The organism is Marinicrinis sediminis, assembly GCF_042685085.1.
GTDB lineage: Bacteria > Bacillota > Bacilli > Paenibacillales > KCTC-33676 > Marinicrinis > Marinicrinis sediminis.
This window is the reverse complement of sequence record NZ_JBHUMM010000002.1, coordinates 148,352-166,582: the sequence shown is the minus strand read 5'-3', so window position 1 is coordinate 166,582 and position 18,231 is coordinate 148,352. Positions and strand designations below refer to the sequence as shown.

The following is an 18,231-nucleotide window of genomic DNA, read 5'->3' as shown; positions in this document are numbered from 1 at the left end:
AAAACCATGCTGGAATTTGCAGCTGATGCGGGTACAGGCGGCGGTGGAAGCTGGCTGACACTGCTGGCACCGTTTGTGATTATGTTCGTCATCTTTTACTTCTTGCTTATCCGTCCACAGCAAAAAAAGCAGCGCCAACGGAACATGATGCTGTTGAACCTGGAAAAAGGGGACAAAGTCATCACGATTGGCGGGGTTCATGGAACGATTGCCGAAATTACGGACGATATCGTCGTATTGAAAGTCAATGATGCGAGCAAGCTTACATTTGACCGCTCTGCAATCAACAATGTTTCTCAGAAGAAAGAAACCGTTGAGAAAAAAGAGAAATCAAATGAGAAGTAAGTTAGGAACATAAGGACAGAAAAAGACCGTTCGAGGATGAACAGCTTTTCTACGTGACGCCAGCTGAAGCATGGCGTCAGTCATCGTAGAGCAGTCTGTCATGTTGAACGGTCTTTTTTATGCTCAATTTTTTATGCTCAATCAGGATTATAAGTCCTGAGATTAGAATTGCTTGGCGGCTTCTTTCGCTTTCTCGATCGCTTGCTGCTTAATTTCTTCTGCCTGGTCCGGCTTCACAGCCATACCCTCTACGAACAGACCGTCGAAGGAAGGTACGCCAAAGAATTGCATGACCACCTTCAAATAACGATGTCCCATTTCCATGTCAGCTGCAGGTCCTTCGGAATAAATACCGCCACTCGCCTGAATATGGTACGCTTTTTTGCTGGTCAGCAGACCTACAGGTCCCTGTTCCGTATATTGGAAAGACTTGCCGGCTACCGATATGGAATCAATATAGGCTTTCATGACAGGAGGGAAGGAAAAATTCCACATTGGCGTGACGAAAACATATTTGTCTGCCTCAACGAATTGATCCACCAGCTCGGTCAGACGACTCACCTTCGCTTTCTCTTCATCGGATAATTCCTCGAAGCCTTTACCGGATTGCAGCTTGCCCCAGCCGCTAAACACGTCCACGTCGATTTGCGGAATGTTTTCCTTGTAAAGATCGATATGCACAACTTCATCCGCGGCATGTGCTTCTTTGTATGCCTCGATAAAGGCATTTCCGGCTGCCATGCTATAGGACATTTTGTCATCGTGAGGGTGTGCTGTAATGTACAGAACCTTTGCCATGAACAATTACCTCTTTTCTCATTAAGTTATTTTTAGTAATCAAGTAATGATTCGTTATAATATTATCTCTTTTTTATATAAACGTCAAGGGGCACATTCAAACATGTTATTTGTTTCGTTCAGCTGGATCATACCATTGATCCTGTATGTAAATCGTGCCATTGGAGCGTGAATGGACAGCAGACAAGTGTCAAAGGATGAACTTTATGTTAAAATAAAAATCAACAGTTCAGCAAATAACATGCCTCCGCTCATTTTATCGCAGAACGTTTGGGTGACCACAAAACGGGATTAAGATGAAAGGAAGCAGATGTCACATGAAGTGGAAAGTGGTGAGCAAGAATGATGGAACCATGCAATCAACATGTCTGTCCCAAAGTGGAAGGTTCTTATCAAATTATTAGCAAGAAATGGACGGGACTCATTATTCATGTATTGATGAACGGGCCCAAGCATTTCAATGAAATTCATACATGTATTCCAAATCTCAGTAATCGTATGTTGACGGAGCGGATCAAAGAGCTGGAAGATCATGCGATCATTGTACGCAATGTCATTACGGAGCGCCCAATCCGGTCCGAATATGCCTTGACCGAAAAAGGGAAAGAATTGGGAGAAGCACTATCTTCCATCAATCAATGGGCGGAGAAGTGGATGTAAGGCAAGCAGAAGCAAATTTGATCAGCATGAAAAGAAATGAGCAAAAAGTGAAATCAGCAAAAAAGGGGCATCCATGTCGTTATACGACACTGGACGCCCCTTTTCCAATATAAACAAGTTTTCTTTATACAGATCGTTCGTGTACGGATTGCTCGCGCTTCATTCTGCGTACAGACGGTACAAGAGAGGGTTGGCTGTCTCTGTATTTGGCTAGGCGAAGTCCTGTGAACGCTGCAAACGTCCCGAGAATCAGGCCTCCCGCCATATCGGTTACCCAATGGATACCGAGATAAAAGATTGAGAAAATAACTGTGACCGCACTGAGTGTGGCAATCCCTTTCCATAATCTCGATGGATGATGCCAGGCAATAATCGCCAGCGTGACGGACAGGGAGGTGTGCAAGCTCGGGAAACAGTTGTCCAGTCCAGACAGATTGCGATAGCTGTCTTCAAAGCTAGGAAACACATCCAGCATCAGGAATCGAACGCCGATGGGTTCAAACGCCCATACCTCGTTGACGGGAACGAACAAATAAAAAGGAATCGCAATCAGGTAGTTCAGCATCACGGCGTAGCATAGAGCATAGTACAGGGCGTAATGCCGTGTAGTCGTGTAAATGCCGATGGAGGAAACGAGGATAGCCGGAAATACAATAATGTATACATAGGCGAGAATGGCCGTCAAAGCCTCATGTTCGAAGAAAGACTGAAAATGGTACACCAAATTACCTTCCAGCGCGTACACCTTGCTGGTCAGATCCTTGGCGAACTGGTAGTGGGCTTCAAGCAACAGTTCCAGCTTGTTCAAATACAAGATGGCGATCATGCCGATAAAATGAAGCATATATTTCCTAGATGTAAACATGTGCTTGATGAAATCCACTCCTACCATTAACGGATTCTTTCTCAGAACCCAGACTAGCATGATCATGGCGGTAATGGTGGTAAAAGCAAACACATGGTTCATGGATTGAAAAACGAACATCAGTATCCTCCCGTTGCGTGTATCTCATATGGCTTCAACATTATATCATAAAAAACGGGAATGGACTTTACGAAATATTTACTTCCTCACATTGACGCCAATCATGCCTCCCAGCATCCCGCAGCTGCATGCACAGACGACAAGCAGCAACGAATACAGATGCAGGCCAGAGTCATACGCCAGAAAAGCAATCAGAATCAGAATTAGGCTGTACAGAAGACCGCAAATCATGCCATAATACCAGCCTTTGCTCCCGATTTTCCTCCCTGCAGAAGCACCAGCAAGAAATAGAGCTGCGCCATGTATGCACAAGGTTAGCAGGGGGCCTGCCTCATCCATGTCGGTCATGGCAATCCACAGGGATGAGATCATGGTCAGTACGATCATCATCACAAAGGCAAATCCGGTTGCGTACAGCATGGGGCCCGTCACTTCCAGCTTTCCTGACTTGTTAAACGGATTCATCGATCGATACACGTCCTCTCTTCATCTAAATGAAATACTATATTGTATGGTCAAGCTCCCGAAAATAGCACCTGGCAACAATTGAAATGACGGAAATTGCATGGTCAGGATTGTCCATGGTGAGAATACGGATAGAGATGACCCATACGATGCCTGCTGGAGGGATGCAACGTGGATTTGCTGACGATATTCATACGAACCGTGATCATCTACTTCGTTGTGTTTCTGGTGATGCGTGTGATGGGGAAGAGAGAAATCGGAAAACTGTCCGTGTTCGATCTGGTCATTTCCATCATGATTGCGGAGATCGCCGTCATTATTCTGGAGGATCCCGACAAGGCATTTCTGGAAGGGCTGCTTCCCATGGCTACCCTTGTATCCATACAAATTGTAATCGCCTATGTGACCCTCAAAAACCGCCACCTGCGACTGCTGTTTGATGGCATGCCCAGTGCGATTATTGAAAATGGAAAATTAAATCGTTCGGAAATGGCCAAACAGAAATATAACCTGGATGACTTGATGCTGCAGCTCAGGCAAAACCATATCTCAAGCGTATCCGATGTGGCATTCGCCTATCTGGAAACGACCGGAAAGCTGACAGTTGTAGAAAAATCAGATTTCCAGCCAGCACCGAAGATGAACCCGTCCTCTCCTGGCAAGCCGTTCTTTCGCTACGAAGGACTTCCCCTCCCGCTCATTATGGATGGCAAAGTGCAAGATCAGAACCTCGATCAAATCAAGCAGACCCGGTTTTGGCTGAAAAACAAACTGCAAGAAAAAAACATCCGCAACTTTAAGGAAGTTTTTCTCTGCACATATGATCATCGGGGTCAACTGTTTGTAGATCGCAAGGAGAGATAGCGGCAACAGACGACAGGTTCAAGGGTTACTTAAACAGGCGGCCAATCCATGGAACCCGCATCAAGTCAGCACGATTGATCATCCCGAAGGCAATCATCACCAGCACATACAGCATCGTGCTGAGGAATGAAATCAGAAGAAATTCAATCGTCATCACCTCTAGGGGGGAGATTCGTGTGGCTATGCTGATGAACAGCACCATCATCATAGACCCGAGCAGCACCACCATCCACTCACGCAGCTGCAATCTGAATCGAATGAGCCGGGACACACTATTCCAGTGCAAGGCGGTCACCAGCATCATGTTCAGGCAGATGGCTGCAATCGCTCCTTCAATGCCAAGACCAGCTTTCGCTGCGAGCACATAGATTAGAGTCAGTTTCACAGCAGCGCCAATAAACGTATTGAGCAGCGCCGTTCCGGGTTGGTCAAGTGCCTGAAGGGCTGCCTGGAGCGGACCTTGCAAATAGATGAAAATGGCGATCGGAGCCATCCATTTTAAATAGACTGCGGGAGCGGCATCCTGATAGAGTACGAGACAGAGCGGCTCAGACAGCATGAACATGATGACGGCAAATGGCACACCCGTGACCAGGGCGATGCGAATCGATTGCAGCATTCGTTTGCGTATGGTAGCAAAGTCTTGTTTGGCTGCTGCTTCAGAAAGGGAAGGGACGAGAGAGACGGATAGGGAATAGGTGAGCGCAGTAGGCAGCAGCATGACCGGGATAATCATGCCGGTCAAGGTTCCGTACAATGCCGTGGCCTCTCTGGCTGTGACGCCGATCACCGCCAGACTCTGAACAATCAGGATGGATTCCAGAAAATAAGAGGCAGAGCCTACCAGTTTGCTGGCGGTGACGGGAATGGAAATGGTCAGCAACTGTCTGAGCATTTGAAACGGTCCAGCTTTCCCTGCTGATGGATCTGCTGATAGAGATGTGAGAGCCGCTTTGTTCGGTGTCCCGGCTGCGGATCGGGCAGATGACCGCTTGTGACTGCACTGGATGAGCAGGACAGCAAGTCCGGCCAGTTCTCCGAGCAGGACACCGGCCATCGCACCCGCTGCTGCCTTGTCCAATCCATAAGGAAGCAGGCAATATGACAAGGTCAGCATGGCCCCGCAACGAATCACCGTCTCCATCGTCGTAGACAGGGCGGTCGGAATCATATTGTGTTTCCCCTGAAAATAGCCTCTGAGCACGGATGAGAGACTCACGATCAATATGATAGGCGCCATGGTGAGAAAAGTGAGATAGACGCGATCATCGGTTAACAGGTGAGACGTAATCCAGGAAGCACCTGCCCAGGCTGCAAGCATGAATAACGTTCCGAGCGTGCCTGCAAATGACAGGGCCGTCCGCAAAATGGTCTTGATTTTCTGGCTGTTGCCTTCTGATTCGGCTTGGGCCACCAGTTTGGCCACCGCGAGAGGCAAGCCGCCTGTGATGAGGGTCAGGATCAGGATCAGCAGCGGGTAGCCCAACTGATAGAGACCAATACCTTCCGCGCCCATGAAACGGGGAAGCATGATTCTCGGCACAAATCCGAGTATGCGAGAAAAAATGCCTGCTGCCAGCAGGATCATCGTACCTTGAATAAACGATTGTTTGCTCACTCCGCATTCCTCTTTCTTCGCCTGTGAGATGGTCAGGGTTTGTACCATTTATATGCCGCTGATAGTCAGGCACATGCCATGAAATTGTCAGACGTGACGGAAAGGAATTGGATCATGAATATCGAATACATAATGGAACCAGAAAGCTTGGGGAATGAGGAGGGCTGTTCATATGTCGGACGGTTGGCGCGGTAAGGATTGGACGGGAGAGGATCAGGCAAGTCCGCTCAGACTGGTAGTAGATCAAGGCTCCTCTGCGAATCAGGCTGAGCGAGATGGGGAACTGTCAGAAAGCGAACTGAACCATTGGATCGAACAGTTGTGTCTAAGCAAGGCAGAGGAATTTCACTTGCTCGGCTACGCTCATGTGGAAGGAAAAGAGGTATGGGAATGCGTAAGTGAGAAATATGAGAAAGAAGGATATCCGGCATTGCATAAAATGGTAAACGATATTATGTCTCTGAAGGTCACGCAATTCATGAACTGGATGACGATGAGTGTCTATCGATCATCGGGGCCTTTCAAGCAAAGCTGACTCCCTGGCGGAGTTTTTCTTTTGTTAGCTGTTTTTTTCAATGGATACAAAATTGACTGCCCAATAGGCGGTCGATATAATAGGGATATTGAAAAAGAGGAAGAAGGGGGACAATCAGGTGGTCGATTTCAAGCGCTTAGGCGCATTTTTTCTGATCATTGTCATCACCGCCGCCACCATCGTCTGGACAAGCCCGGAAATTGTACGCAATATTAAGCTTGGTCTCGATCTGAAAGGCGGATTTGAAATTTTATATGAGGTATCTCCATTGGAGGAAGATCAGGAGATTACGACAGACACCTTGCGAGAAACTGCATTCAGTCTGGAGAAACGGGCCAACGTGACCAAGGTGAGCGAGCCTGAGATTATTCCGGAGGGTACAGACCGGATTCGTGTCCGTCTGGCCGGCGTGGAAGATCAGGAACAGGTACGTTCCATCATGAAAAAACCGGCTGAACTAACCTTTCGCAGCAGCGACGGCTGTGAAGATCCGCTGGATTATTGCAAGGTAGAGCTGAAGGGCAGCGACTTTAAGGAAGGCGGCGCGAGCCAGGATTATGATCCGAATACGAATGCCCCGATTGTCTCTATTGAATTGAAAGATGCTGACAAATTCTATGAAGTTACCGAGCGTTTGTCGAGTGCAGATTTGATGAGCGAAGGTCGCAACACTTTGGCGATTTATCTGGATGAGGAGAGGTTGTCTGCGCCTAGCGTCAACTATCCGATCAGTGGAGGAAATGCCATTATTTCCGGCAGCTACTCCATCAATGAAGCCAAGGAGCTGGCGGGCATTATCAACGCCGGGTCGCTTCCTGTCAATTTGACTGAAATCTATACCCAGAGCGTGGGGGCATCACTCGGACAGCTGTCCCTGGATAAGACCGTTAAGGCGGGCTTGATGGCCTCTGTGCTGATTCTGCTGTTCATGATCGTGTTCTACCGATTCCCGGGCATGATTGCCAGTGTCACGCTTATTACGTATACGTGGCTGCTGCTGCTTGTTTTCTATTGGATGAAAGCCACCCTGACTCTTCCTGGTATAGCCGCCTTTGTACTCGGGATTGGTATGGCGGTCGATGCCAATATCATTACGTATGAACGGATTAAAGAAGAAATTCGCAGCGGCAAGACGATTCTCTCCTCCCTGCGGGCTGGATCGAGAAACTCGTTCCGCACCATTTTTGATGCCAATTCGACAACCATCATTGCCGGGGTTGTGTTGTATTACCTTGGAACTGGGGCGATCCAGGGATTTGCCCTGACGCTGATCTTCAGTATTCTGGTCAGCATTGTGACCAACGTATTCTTCTCGCGTTTGTTGTTATATCTGGTGATTCGTTCAAAATGGATTTCCAAGCCTTCATGGTTTGGCGTAAAGGAGGCTGAAATCAGTGAACTCTAATCCCAACCAGAAACCACGATTTGATTTTGTTCAGAGCCGAAAAGCCTTCTTTATGCTGTCAGGCGTGATTACGATTCTTGGGGTTCTGACTCTGGCCATCTTTGGCCTGAATTACGGCGTAGACTTCAAGTCAGGCACGACGCTTGACGTTGCATTTGTAGAAGCGGCGGATGTGAAGAAAAGTGATCTGGAACCGATTCTTGAAAACCACAAAACGACGATCTCCATCGGGGAAGAGCGAGTCAATATTCGTTTCGAGAAAGTGCTGGAGGAAGAACAGCGGTTACGTATCCTTCAGACATTTGAGGAGCAATACGGTGAGATCTCTGTGGAAGAGTCGACTGTCGATGCCGGTATGGCCAAGGAACTGGGCGTGAAAGCCATCTCCGTCGTGCTGATTGCCAGTTTGTTTATCATCATTTATGTCAGCATCCGGTTTGAGTGGCGCTTCGCGCTGGCTGCCATCGTGGCCCTGTTCCATGATGCCTTTATCGTCATCAGCTTGTTCTCCATTTTGAGATTTGAGGTCAATCTGACCTTTATCGCTGCGGTGCTGACGATCATCGGGTATTCGATCAATGATACGATTGTCATATTTGACCGCATTCGGGAAAACTTAAGAACAGCCAAGATCAAAAGTTTCGACGATCTGGCGACACTCGTCAACACGAGTATCTGGCAGACCCTGGCGCGTTCGATCAATACGGCGCTAACCGTCATTATCGCCGCCCTGTTTCTGTTCTTGTTCGGCAGTCCATCCATCCAGCTGTTCTCGCTGGCGATGCTGATCGGTCTCATATCCGGTGGATATTCTTCGATCTTCATCGCTTCTCAGATTTGGTTGCTGCTGAAAAAGTCTTCCATCGGAAAAAAGAAAACCGTTTCCACCAGTTAATGCCGTTGGGTGCCTCTGCACCCGCGGCTTTTGCATGCTAAGGTGTCAAGGAGTGAAATCATGTCAGAGGAACGCTTTGCAAAAGCGGAGTTTGCCGCCTGGATCGGGATCATTGGGAACATTGTGCTTGCCGCTCTGAAAGGAGTGGTCGGCTTTATGTCCAACAGTAAGGCGCTCATTGCCGACGCGGCTCATTCCGCCTCCGATGTCGCTGGATCATTTGCGGTTCTCATTGGCCTGAAAGCAGCCAAAAAACCGCCGGATAAAGATCATCCTTATGGACATGGAAAAGCGGAGACGATTGCGGCTATTATTGTATCGATCCTTCTTATTCTGGTCGGCATTGAGATCGCCATAAGTGCGAGCAAGGCGATCTACGCAGGCGATCTGGAAGCGCCCAAGCCATTAGCCATTGCGGCGATTATCATTTCCATTGTTGCAAAGGAAGCCATGTTTCAATACAAATATCGGTTAGGGAAACGAATTGACAGTCAGGCATTAATTGCCAATGCCTGGGAGCATCGTTCTGACGTATACTCATCCATGGCTGCGTTAATCGGAGTCGGAGGTGCGATACTCGGAGGCTACATTGACATGCCGGTGCTGTATTATCTCGACCCGATTGCCAGTATAGTGGTAGCCGTTCTGATTTTACGGATGGGTTATCACCTGATCACAGAATCTCTTCATATCGTGCTGGATCATGTGCTGCATGACGAGGATACGGTCGAGCTACGCCGTTGCATCGAGAAAGTAAACGGTGTGCTGTCCGTGGATGATCTGAGAGCGAGAGAACACGGCCATTACGTCATTGTGGACGTGAAGCTTAGTGTCAATCCGCAGATCACGGTACTGGAGGGGCACGATATTGGCAAGTCCGTGAAGAAGCGGCTGATGGAACAGTTCAAGCATGTAGCCGATGTATTCGTTCATATCAATCCCTACGATCCGGGGTTTCCTTACAGTGATCAGGGGGATTCGGCTCGATCTGCTTCTTCAAACATGCTGCATTAACGAAGGACGATCGTTGACAACCAGACCGGAGGAAAGACCTGCGGAAGACGGAAGCTGCATGGAAGGAGGAATAAACCGTGCTGCGATCTAAAACAAGATGGAGAAATAATCAAATTCATACCCTGCAGGAAGCGGCGCAACAGCTGGCAACCGAGCTGAAGCTGCCTTTGCTGGTGGCCCAGTTGCTTGTGCAGCGAGGCATTCAAACGAAAGCGGAGGCGGAGCTGTTCTTGCACGGAGATATCCCGCAGCTGCATGATCCTTTCCTGATGGAGGATATGAAGGCGGCCGTGGATCGACTGGAACGGGCAAGGGTGCAGGACGAATTTGTACGAATTAGTGGAGATTATGATGCCGATGGCGTTAGCAGCACTTCGTTAATGATCTTGCTGCTTACACGTCTGGGTATTCGTCACGACTATTATATTCCAAACCGGTTTACAGAAGGGTATGGAATTGGCGTCAACGCTGTCGAGCAGGCTCATGCGGATGGCGTCGATTTGATTGTGACCGTAGACAATGGCATCCGGGCGCATGACGCGCTGCACAGAGCGAAAGAGCTTGGGCTTGATGTGATAGTGACCGATCATCATGAACCGCCTGAGGAGCTGCCAGAAGCCTGTGCCTTGCTTAATCCGCGGAAATCGAGCTGCCCATATCCCTTTAAAGAACTGGCAGGAGCAGGCGTTGCGCTAAAGCTTGCGCAAGCCATACTGGGAGACCTGCCCAATCCATGGTTCGAAATCGCCGCGATCGGAACGGTAGCGGATTTGATGCCTTTGACAGACGAGAATCGGATTATGGTCCGCAAAGGGTTGCAAAGCATGAAAAACACAACCTTTCCCGGCATTCAGGCGCTATTAAAGATTGGCGGCGTGAAAGTGGATGAACTGTCCGCCACCGATATCGGATTTGCGATGGGGCCTCGCATCAATGCAGCAGGAAGACTGGAAGATGCCGCGCCTGCGGTGGAACTATTGGTCGCAGATTCCATGGACAAAGCCGAGGAACTGGCCAAACAGCTCGATGTGCTGAATCGTGAACGCCAGAAGCTGGTCGAGAAGATCAGCACAGAGGCCCTGGAGATCATCCATGCGCAGCAAATGGAGGATCATCCGGTTATCGTGGTCTCAGGTGAAGAATGGAACCATGGGGTCGTCGGCATCGTGGCCTCTAAAATGCTTCATCGCTTTTACCGACCTGTGATCATATTAAGTCATGACCCGCAGACAGGATTGACCAAGGGATCGGCGAGATCGATTGAAGGCTTTGACATTCATGAGGCTTTGAATGCATGTGCGGATCTGCTCATGCATTACGGTGGACATCAGGCTGCGGGGGGCATGACGCTGGAAGCTGATCGGCTGGATGCCTTTCGCGAACGAATGCATCAGTTGGCAGAATCATGGTTGAGTGAGGAAGATTATACCCCGGTTCAAGAAGCTGATCTCGAGGTTCGTCTGGAAGACGTGACCCTTACGCTGATTGAGCAGTTGCAGATGCTTGCACCGTTTGGAGCGGGAAACCGCTATCCTGCCCTGATTGTCAAGGAAGCCCAAGTGGAAGAATATCGAGCGATTGGAAAAAATGAAAATCACCTCAAATTGACCCTGACGGATCAATCGCAAGATCAGGGGCAACTGGTCAAGCTCGATGCCATTGCATTTGGACAGGCCGAAGCAATCGATCATATTGGCAAGCATGTCAGGCTGGATTTGCTTGCTGAACCGCAGATTAACGAATGGAACGGCATTCGCAAGCCGCAACTGGTTGTACAGGACCTGTGCATGCAGGCTCCGCTCGTTGTCGATTGGCGGCAACGCCACGCACATGTCCAGGTTGCCCAGCGCATCGAGCAGTTGCACCGGGAAGGGAAGCTGGAGCATGCTGGCATGGTTGTGTTTTCCCGAAATGAAGAACCGAAGAGCTTCTGGATGGATACAATGAAGCAGATGCCTTTGTGGAAGCTTGGCGAGCAGGATCAGCTGGAGCCGGTCAACGAGCTGGCCAGGTCAAGCCGTCCGGAACAAGTGAAAGAGATGGTGCTGTATGGAGTGCCGAACAGCCAGGTGCAGCTGGAGGAGATGTTGGAGCGACTGGAACAGGCAGAGAAAATCTACCTGGCCCTGACCATGGACAATCACTGGAGCTGTCCCAATCGATCCCAGTTTGCTCATATCTACAAATGCCTGCGGACGATGGCGAGTTGGAAGCTGGATCAGGGCATGTTGTTAAAAGTGTCCAAGACCACCGGGCTCCTTCAGGAAGCTGTTTATTTTGCTCATCAGGTCTTTGAAGAGCTGGGATTTATTGCAGCGTCGGAAGGGCTGGAAGATCACTATGAGAGTGTGGACAGTCCGGTGAAGAAGGAATTGTCTGCCTCCCGCCTGTATCAGATGCGGGTAAGCAAGGAAGGATGCATGGACTGGCTGCAATACGAAACCAGCAAGCAGTTGATGTCCTGGGTGCTCAGCAAACTCCCTGCACGTCCGTCTCATCCCTCATCACATATTGAACAAACAATGGAGGAAGTATCATGAATTTTAAAGAACATATCCGTGTGATTGAAAATTTTCCGCAGGAAGGCATTCGGTTCAAGGATATTACGACCTTGCTGCAAAAAGGCGATGTGTACCAGGCTGCGATTAACGAAATGAAGAAGAAAGTGGAGCACCTGCAAATCGATCTGATTGCCGGACCTGAAGCGCGTGGTTTTGTGGTGGGCGCACCGCTGGCGTATGCACTTGGCGTTGGATTTATCCCGATTCGCAAGAGCGGCAAGCTGCCTGCAGAGGCGATAGAAGCGGATTACAGTCTGGAGTACGGGAAGGACAAGCTGGCGATGCACAAGGATGCCATTCAGCCAGGACAGCGTGTGCTGATTGCCGATGATTTGCTGGCAACAGGCGGTACGATTCAAACCTCGATCAGTCTCGTCCAGCAGTTGGGCGGAGAAGTGGCAGCAGCGGCTTTTCTGATTGAACTGGGCTACTTGAACGGTCGCGACAAGATGAATGGCGTAGAAGTCATTTCCTTGCTGCAATATTAATAGATACAAGTGGAATGCACATAAATGAAGGCCCCGAATGCACAATCGTGCAAACAGGGCCTTCTTTTTGGTTATGCGGTCTTTGGTAAAAGGCAGGTTATTTTTCGTTTAACCAGCCAGCCTTCTCGAAGCCTTTCAGGAGGAGGCTAAGCGCGATCGCCACAACGGTCGCCAGCGCCATGCCCTTCATTTCAAAATCACCGAATGTCAGTTTCGCACCGCTGAGCCCGATAACGAGCACGACTGTTGTGAGGATCAGGTTTGTCGGACGGTTGTAATCCACCTTGGTCTCAACCAGCATGCGAATACCGGAAGCAGCAATAACACCGAATAGCAGTAGAGATACGCCGCCAATGACCGGATCAGGCACGGCCTGAATGATCGCTGAGAACTTGCCGAAGAAGGAAAGGATGACGGCCAGCACCGCTGCGCCACCGATCACGAAGATAGAGAACACGCGGGTAATCGCGAGAACCCCGATATTTTCTCCGTACGTCGTATTTGGTGTCGAACCGAACCAGCCGGAGATGAAGGTGGAAACCCCGTTGCCAAGCATCGAACGGTGTAGACCCGGATCTTCTGAAAGCTTCTTCTCAACGATATTCTCTGTCACAATCAAATGCCCCACATGCTCTGCGATGACAACGAGGGCAGCCGGTAAAATGAGGAAGATGGCCGAGCTGTCGAAGATCGGGGCGTAAAAGGTTGGCATGGATAGAATGGAAGACTCTTCTACTATCGTAAAGTCAACCATTCCCATGAAATAGGCGACGACATAGCCATATATGAATCCGATCAGGATCGGGATGATCTTCAGAAATCCTCTGAACAACACCATTCCCAATATAATAATCATGAGCGTGCTGAGAGAAATAAAGGCGTCCTTGCCATCGAGCACCCATGTGGCGGGATCATCATTCGCACCGGGAATAAGGCCAGCTTGTCCTGCGGCAACCGGAACAAGCTCCAGTCCGATAATGGCTACGATCGCACCCATGGCAGCAGGCGGAAACACGACGTTGATCCATGCCGTTCCCAGCCACTGGATCAGCAGACCGACTCCAATAAAGACCAGACCGACAATAATAAAGCCTCCCAGGGCATATCGATAGGCTTCGCCTGTGTCTTGATACTGGGTGAGTACCAGAAACACTGGACTGAGGAAAGCAAAGCTGGACCCCAGATAGGCAGGGATTTTGCCTTTGGTAATGAAAATATAAATGAGTGTCCCTATCCCGTTCATGAGCAAGATTGTAGCGGGATCTACCCCGAACAGGATTGGAACCAGCACCGTTGCGCCGAACATGGCAAACAAATGCTGGAAGCTCAGTGCAATGCTCTGCATGAACGGCAGTTTTTCGTTAACTTGAATCATGCGTTGTTGACTCATACGCATCCCCCTTATATGTAAAAACTGGACGTGAATCATTTTCGACATCTTTCGACGAAAATTCTCCACGCCCTATCATATCAGAAAACCACATTTTGAACAGCAACTATTTTAACAGTGCGATCTCTTACATGCGGCCTCATCAGCCGGTTGTGTCAAGCTTACTGGCTGGCTCCTGTAGTGCCGGGCGTGTGACCAGCGTGGTGCGTCTTCTCTTGTGCTTCTTCCTTTTCCGCCAGCTTTTCAATAATCTGCGTGTAGTGCTTGCTGGCGGTGGCCTCATCAATAATATGCTTCTGCTGGAGTTCTTTAATCGCATCATATTGAGCATACAGGGCGGAGGAGGAGGCGGTTCGCCATTGCTCGGCTCGAAGCTGCGGGTTGTCTGCATAGAGCGCTTCCAGCTTCCCTCTGGTCTCCTGGATAGCCGTTTCATACTGTGCATCCATTTGATCATAAATGACCTTGGAGATCGTGGCCTGTTCCATCATTTTGCGGATGGCATCGCGTGCTGCCTGACTGCGCTGAAGCTCGGCGATGAGATTGGCATAGTCGCTGCTTTCTTTGCTCTGCTGGGATACCTTTAGCCATCTGACGAACGGTTTGATGGAGAGTCCCTGCACGATGAGGGAGAACAGAACCACACCGAAAGCCAGCACCAATACGTCATCTCTGCCTTCGAAGGTGACGGGCAGGCTGAGCGCAAGGGCAATGGAGAGAGAGCCCTTCAGTCCGCCCCAGTTAAACACATGCTTCCAGTTGGCAGGAAGGTTGCGAATCAGCAGGAGGCTGCTGTAGACAGCCAGACTGCGGCCGATCAGCACGATCACAATGGCTAGTCCAATCAGACCCCATTTGTCAGTCATATCAATGCGGGCAATTTCCAGTCCGACCAGCAAAAAGACAAGGGAGTTGGACAGCAGAGCCAGTACCTCCCAGAAGGTCTTGGTATTCAGCTTGGTGGTGGGACTCATGGCAATTTTGGAGCCATAGTTGCCGAAGATGAGTCCGGCTGTCACAACGGCGATGACACCGGAAACGTGAAATTTCTCTGCAATAAAGAACGAGCCGTACAGCAAAATGAGGGAAAAAATAATTTCGAGCGGATAATCATCGAAAAACATGGAGATTTTGGCGAATACATAGGCGAGGATTGCGCCGATGACCAGCCCGCCGATGGCCACCTTCAGAAACTCAACGGTGCCTGATCCAACGCCGCCGATGCCGGCCGCGACATAGGCAGCCAGACTGAGATGGGAAATTTTGAACAGCACGACCGCGATCCCGTCATTGACCAGACTCTCGCCCTCCATAATCGTGGCGAGGCGGTGGTTGACGCCAAGGCTTTTAAATATGGACAGGACACTTACGGGATCCGTAGCGGCCATCAAAGCGGCAAAGACAAAAGCAGCCTCGGTCGGCAAATCGAGAAAATAGATCGCCATAAAGCCTACCGCTACATAGGAGATGAGGGTGCCAATGAATGCCAGTGACAGGATGGGCCGCGCATTTTCACGCAAGTGCCCGAAAGGCAGCTTCAAGGTGGCCTCTCCAAGGAGCGCAGGCAGGAAGATTGAAATAATGGCAAAGCGGAAGACCTCGTCTTCTACAAAGAATGCCTTTAGCGGATCGAGCGCCGGAATGGGAAGCAGACCAATGGCTGCTCCGCCAAGAACGAGCGCGATCGGATAAGGGATCTTGATTTTTTGAGACAAAGCGGTGATCCCGGCTGCGATGGCCAGCAAAATCAGGATCAGTTCAAACTGATGTTCCATTTCATTTCCTCCTTATACAGGTTATGTAGATATCGGACATGGGTTCTGGAAATATTTTATCAGAAAATGCAAAGTGGCACATGTCAATTTCCGTTCGACAATAGTTGACGGGACTGCATTTGACAGGCATAATGATAGAAAATCTCATATCATGTCACAATAAAAGGGGTGAGCATGATGCTGAAAAATGAGAACAATATCGTTGGAAAGGAAAGAGCCATGAGCATCGATGCTTTGGTTGAAAAAGCCAGCTCCTATTTAAATACAGAAGATTTGCAACTCGTACGGGATGCCTATCATTTTGCTGATGAAGCCCACTACGGACAGGTTCGCAAATCGGGGGAACCTTATATTCTGCACCCGCTTGCGGTAGCAGACATCATTGTTAATATGCAAATGGATACGACATCGGTGATCGCAGCCTTGCTGCATGATGTGGTGGAGGACACGACCGTGGCTCTGGATGCCGTGGAGCATCATTTCGGTCCGACTTGCGCGATGCTGGTGGACGGATTAACGAAGCTGGAAAAAATCCGTTTTAAAACTAAGGAAGAGCATCAAAATGAGAATTACCGCAAAATGTTCGTGGCGATGGCCAAAGACATACGCGTCATCTTGATCAAGCTCGCAGACCGGCTGCACAACATGCGTACCCTGAAATATCAATCGGCAGAAAGCCAGCGCCGCATTTCCAAGGAAACGCTGGAAATTTTTTGTCCGATCGCGCATCGTCTCGGGATTTCCGCGATCAAGTGGGAGATGGAGGATATTGCCCTCCGTTATTTGAATCCACAGCAATATTACCGCGTAGCCAATCTGATGAAGAAAAAGCGTGCTGAGCGCGAAGAGTATATTACCAACGTCAGTGAAACGATTCAGACGAAGCTTGCCGAGATGGGCATTGGGACCGACATTTCGGGAAGACCGAAACATATATACAGCATTTATACCAAGATGGTCACGCAAAACAAGCAGTTCAATGAAATCTATGATTTGCTTGCCATTCGGGTGATTGTCGAGAATATCAAGGATTGTTACGCCTCACTGGGCATCATCCATACACTGTTCAAACCTATGCCGGGCCGATTCAAGGATTACATTGCCATGCCCAAGCCCAATATGTATCAATCACTGCACACGACCGTGATGGGTCCGAGCGGAGAGCCGCTCGAAGTGCAGATTCGCACATGGGACATGCACCGGACCAGTGAATACGGGATTGCAGCCCACTGGGCTTACAAGGAAGGACAGGCATCGGGCGATCAGTTCAGTGAGAAGCTGCGGTTTTTCCGGGAAATTATGGAGCTGCAAAAGGAAACGACAGACGCGGCAGAATTTATGGAATCGCTGCGCATGGATTTCTTCTCTGATCTCGTGTTTGTGTTTACGCCTAAAGGAGAGGTCATTGAGCTGCCGGCCGGTTCGGTTCCGCTCGATTTTGCTTATCGCATTCATACAGAGGTGGGCAACCGGACGATTGGCGCGAAGATTAACGGACGGATCGTGCCGCTGGATCATCGCTTGAATACCGGTGATATTGTGGAGATTCTCACGTCCAAGCATTCGTACGGGCCGAGTCAGGACTGGCTCAAAATCGCCCAGTCTTCTCATGCAAAATCCAAGATCAAACAGTGGTTCAAGAAGGAAAAGCGGGAAGAAAATATTGAGAAGGGCAAGGATGCGGTGGAGCGGGAGATCAAGCGGCTCGGATTTGAGCTGGCTCCGCTCATGCAAGAGGACAAGCTGATGGAGGTAGCGAAGAAATTTAACTTCCAGGATGTCGAAGACATGTTCTCGGCCGTCGGATTCGGTGGCATTACCGCGGCGCAAATCTGCACGAGACTGACCGAAAAACTGCGCAAGGAGCAGGATGAAGCCAAGCATATTGAGCTGACCAATGAAATGAAAGAGGTCAAGCCTGCGCCCAAGAAGAAATCCCGCCCGACGCACGGGGTAGAGGTGAAGGGGATTGACAATTTGCTCGTGCGGTTTGCACGCTGCTGCAATCCGGTGCCGGGCGATGAGATTATTGGGTATATTACACGCGGCAGAGGCGTGTCCGTCCACCGTGCGGATTGCTCCAACCTGCCGAGTGAAGAGAACGAGCATACCGCAGAGGATGAAACCCACCGCCTGATTGATGTGGAATGGTCCAGCAGTGTGGATGCCAATTACAGTGTGGAAATCGAAATTACAGGGCATGATCGCAAAGCTCTGCTCAACGATGTGCTGCATGTCGTATCCGAATCGAAGACACTTATCTCCGCCGTGTCGGGAAGATCGGGGAAAAACAAGATGGCCCATATTCATATGACGATTCTGATTCGCAACAAGGAGCATTTGCATTCGGTCGTAGAGAAGATCAAACGCGTGCAGGATGTCTACTCGGTACAGCGTATTATGCAGCAATAACGGGAAGGATAAGTGGATGCA

The 18,231-nt window shown here is 49.5% G+C and carries 16 protein-coding genes; 10 read left to right on the top strand and 6 right to left on the bottom strand.

Translation table 11 applies throughout. The features are described from left to right. The first annotated feature begins 6 nt into the window (after positions 1-6). On the top strand, positions 7-345 hold the full coding sequence (gene yajC / locus ACFSUC_RS02400; protein WP_379927843.1) for a preprotein translocase subunit YajC: 339 nt from the start codon (positions 7-9) through the stop codon (positions 343-345). Positions 346-507: 162 nt separating this feature from the next. Here the strand turns inward: yajC and ACFSUC_RS02395 are convergent, their stop codons facing one another. Then, on the bottom strand, positions 508-1,143 hold the full coding sequence (locus ACFSUC_RS02395) for an FMN-dependent NADH-azoreductase (protein ID WP_379927841.1): 636 nt from the start codon (positions 1,141-1,143) through the stop codon (positions 508-510). Positions 1,144-1,485: 342 nt separating this feature from the next. On the opposite strand from ACFSUC_RS02395, the gene ACFSUC_RS02390 reads away from it, so the two are divergent. Continuing rightward, positions 1,486-1,803: a winged helix-turn-helix transcriptional regulator gene (locus tag ACFSUC_RS02390; RefSeq protein WP_379927840.1), complete on the top strand. Its 318-nt coding sequence runs from the start codon at positions 1,486-1,488 to the stop codon at positions 1,801-1,803. A 124-nt stretch (positions 1,804-1,927) separates the two neighbouring features. Here the strand turns inward: ACFSUC_RS02390 and ACFSUC_RS02385 are convergent, their stop codons facing one another. Both ACFSUC_RS02385 and ACFSUC_RS02380 read right to left on the bottom strand, forming a co-directional pair. Further along, the gene (locus ACFSUC_RS02385) at positions 1,928-2,788 is read right to left on the bottom strand and encodes a phosphatase PAP2 family protein (RefSeq protein WP_379927838.1); all 861 of its coding nucleotides are present in this window, start codon (positions 2,786-2,788) and stop codon (positions 1,928-1,930) included. A gap of 78 nt (positions 2,789-2,866) precedes the next feature. Next, entirely contained in the window at positions 2,867-3,253 is a 387-nt protein-coding gene (locus tag ACFSUC_RS02380; RefSeq protein WP_379927837.1) for a TIGR04086 family membrane protein, read from the bottom strand. A gap of 171 nt (positions 3,254-3,424) precedes the next feature. On the opposite strand from ACFSUC_RS02380, the gene ACFSUC_RS02375 reads away from it, so the two are divergent. After that, entirely contained in the window at positions 3,425-4,117 is a 693-nt protein-coding gene (locus ACFSUC_RS02375) for a DUF421 domain-containing protein (protein WP_379927835.1), read from the top strand. Between the two features lie 25 nt (positions 4,118-4,142). On the opposite strand, the gene spoVB is transcribed toward ACFSUC_RS02375, so the two are convergent. Beyond that, on the bottom strand, positions 4,143-5,735 hold the full coding sequence (gene spoVB, locus ACFSUC_RS02370) for a stage V sporulation protein B (RefSeq protein WP_379927834.1): 1,593 nt from the start codon (positions 5,733-5,735) through the stop codon (positions 4,143-4,145). Between the two features lie 172 nt (positions 5,736-5,907). On the opposite strand from spoVB, the gene ACFSUC_RS02365 reads away from it, so the two are divergent. From ACFSUC_RS02365 to ACFSUC_RS02340, 6 genes are all read left to right on the top strand, one after another. Further along, positions 5,908-6,270 carry a post-transcriptional regulator gene (locus ACFSUC_RS02365; RefSeq protein WP_379927833.1) on the top strand — a complete coding sequence of 121 codons (363 nt, stop codon included), beginning with the start codon at positions 5,908-5,910 and terminating at the stop codon, positions 6,268-6,270. 118 nt (positions 6,271-6,388) lie between these two features. Then, the gene (secD, locus tag ACFSUC_RS02360) at positions 6,389-7,675 is read left to right on the top strand and encodes a protein translocase subunit SecD (RefSeq protein WP_379927832.1); all 1,287 of its coding nucleotides are present in this window, start codon (positions 6,389-6,391) and stop codon (positions 7,673-7,675) included. After that, the gene (gene secF / locus ACFSUC_RS02355; protein ID WP_379927831.1) at positions 7,665-8,570 is read left to right on the top strand and encodes a protein translocase subunit SecF; all 906 of its coding nucleotides are present in this window, start codon (positions 7,665-7,667) and stop codon (positions 8,568-8,570) included. The genes secD and secF overlap by 11 nt, the downstream gene beginning before the upstream one ends. A 60-nt stretch (positions 8,571-8,630) precedes the next feature. Then, positions 8,631-9,584, top strand: coding sequence for a cation diffusion facilitator family transporter (locus ACFSUC_RS02350; protein ID WP_379927830.1), 954 nt, complete (start codon positions 8,631-8,633; stop codon positions 9,582-9,584). A 77-nt stretch (positions 9,585-9,661) separates the two neighbouring features. Next, positions 9,662-12,124, top strand: coding sequence for a single-stranded-DNA-specific exonuclease RecJ (gene recJ / locus ACFSUC_RS02345; protein ID WP_379927829.1), 2,463 nt, complete (start codon positions 9,662-9,664; stop codon positions 12,122-12,124). Further along, positions 12,121-12,633 carry an adenine phosphoribosyltransferase gene (locus ACFSUC_RS02340; protein ID WP_379927828.1) on the top strand — a complete coding sequence of 171 codons (513 nt, stop codon included), beginning with the start codon at positions 12,121-12,123 and terminating at the stop codon, positions 12,631-12,633. Before recJ ends, ACFSUC_RS02340 begins: the two co-directional genes overlap by 4 nt. A 97-nt stretch (positions 12,634-12,730) precedes the next feature. Here ACFSUC_RS02340 and uraA read toward each other — a convergent pair whose 3' ends face one another. Continuing rightward, complete coding sequence (uraA, locus tag ACFSUC_RS02335) at positions 12,731-14,029, bottom strand: uracil permease (RefSeq protein WP_379927827.1); 1,299 nt, start codon at positions 14,027-14,029, stop codon at positions 12,731-12,733. A gap of 155 nt (positions 14,030-14,184) precedes the next feature. Beyond that, the gene (locus ACFSUC_RS02330; protein ID WP_379927826.1) at positions 14,185-15,798 is read right to left on the bottom strand and encodes a Na+/H+ antiporter; all 1,614 of its coding nucleotides are present in this window, start codon (positions 15,796-15,798) and stop codon (positions 14,185-14,187) included. A 219-nt stretch (positions 15,799-16,017) separates the two neighbouring features. Between ACFSUC_RS02330 and ACFSUC_RS02325 the strand changes: the two genes are divergently transcribed. After that, positions 16,018-18,210 carry a RelA/SpoT family protein gene (locus ACFSUC_RS02325; protein ID WP_379927968.1) on the top strand — a complete coding sequence of 731 codons (2,193 nt, stop codon included), beginning with the start codon at positions 16,018-16,020 and terminating at the stop codon, positions 18,208-18,210. Positions 18,211-18,231 lie beyond the last annotated feature (21 nt).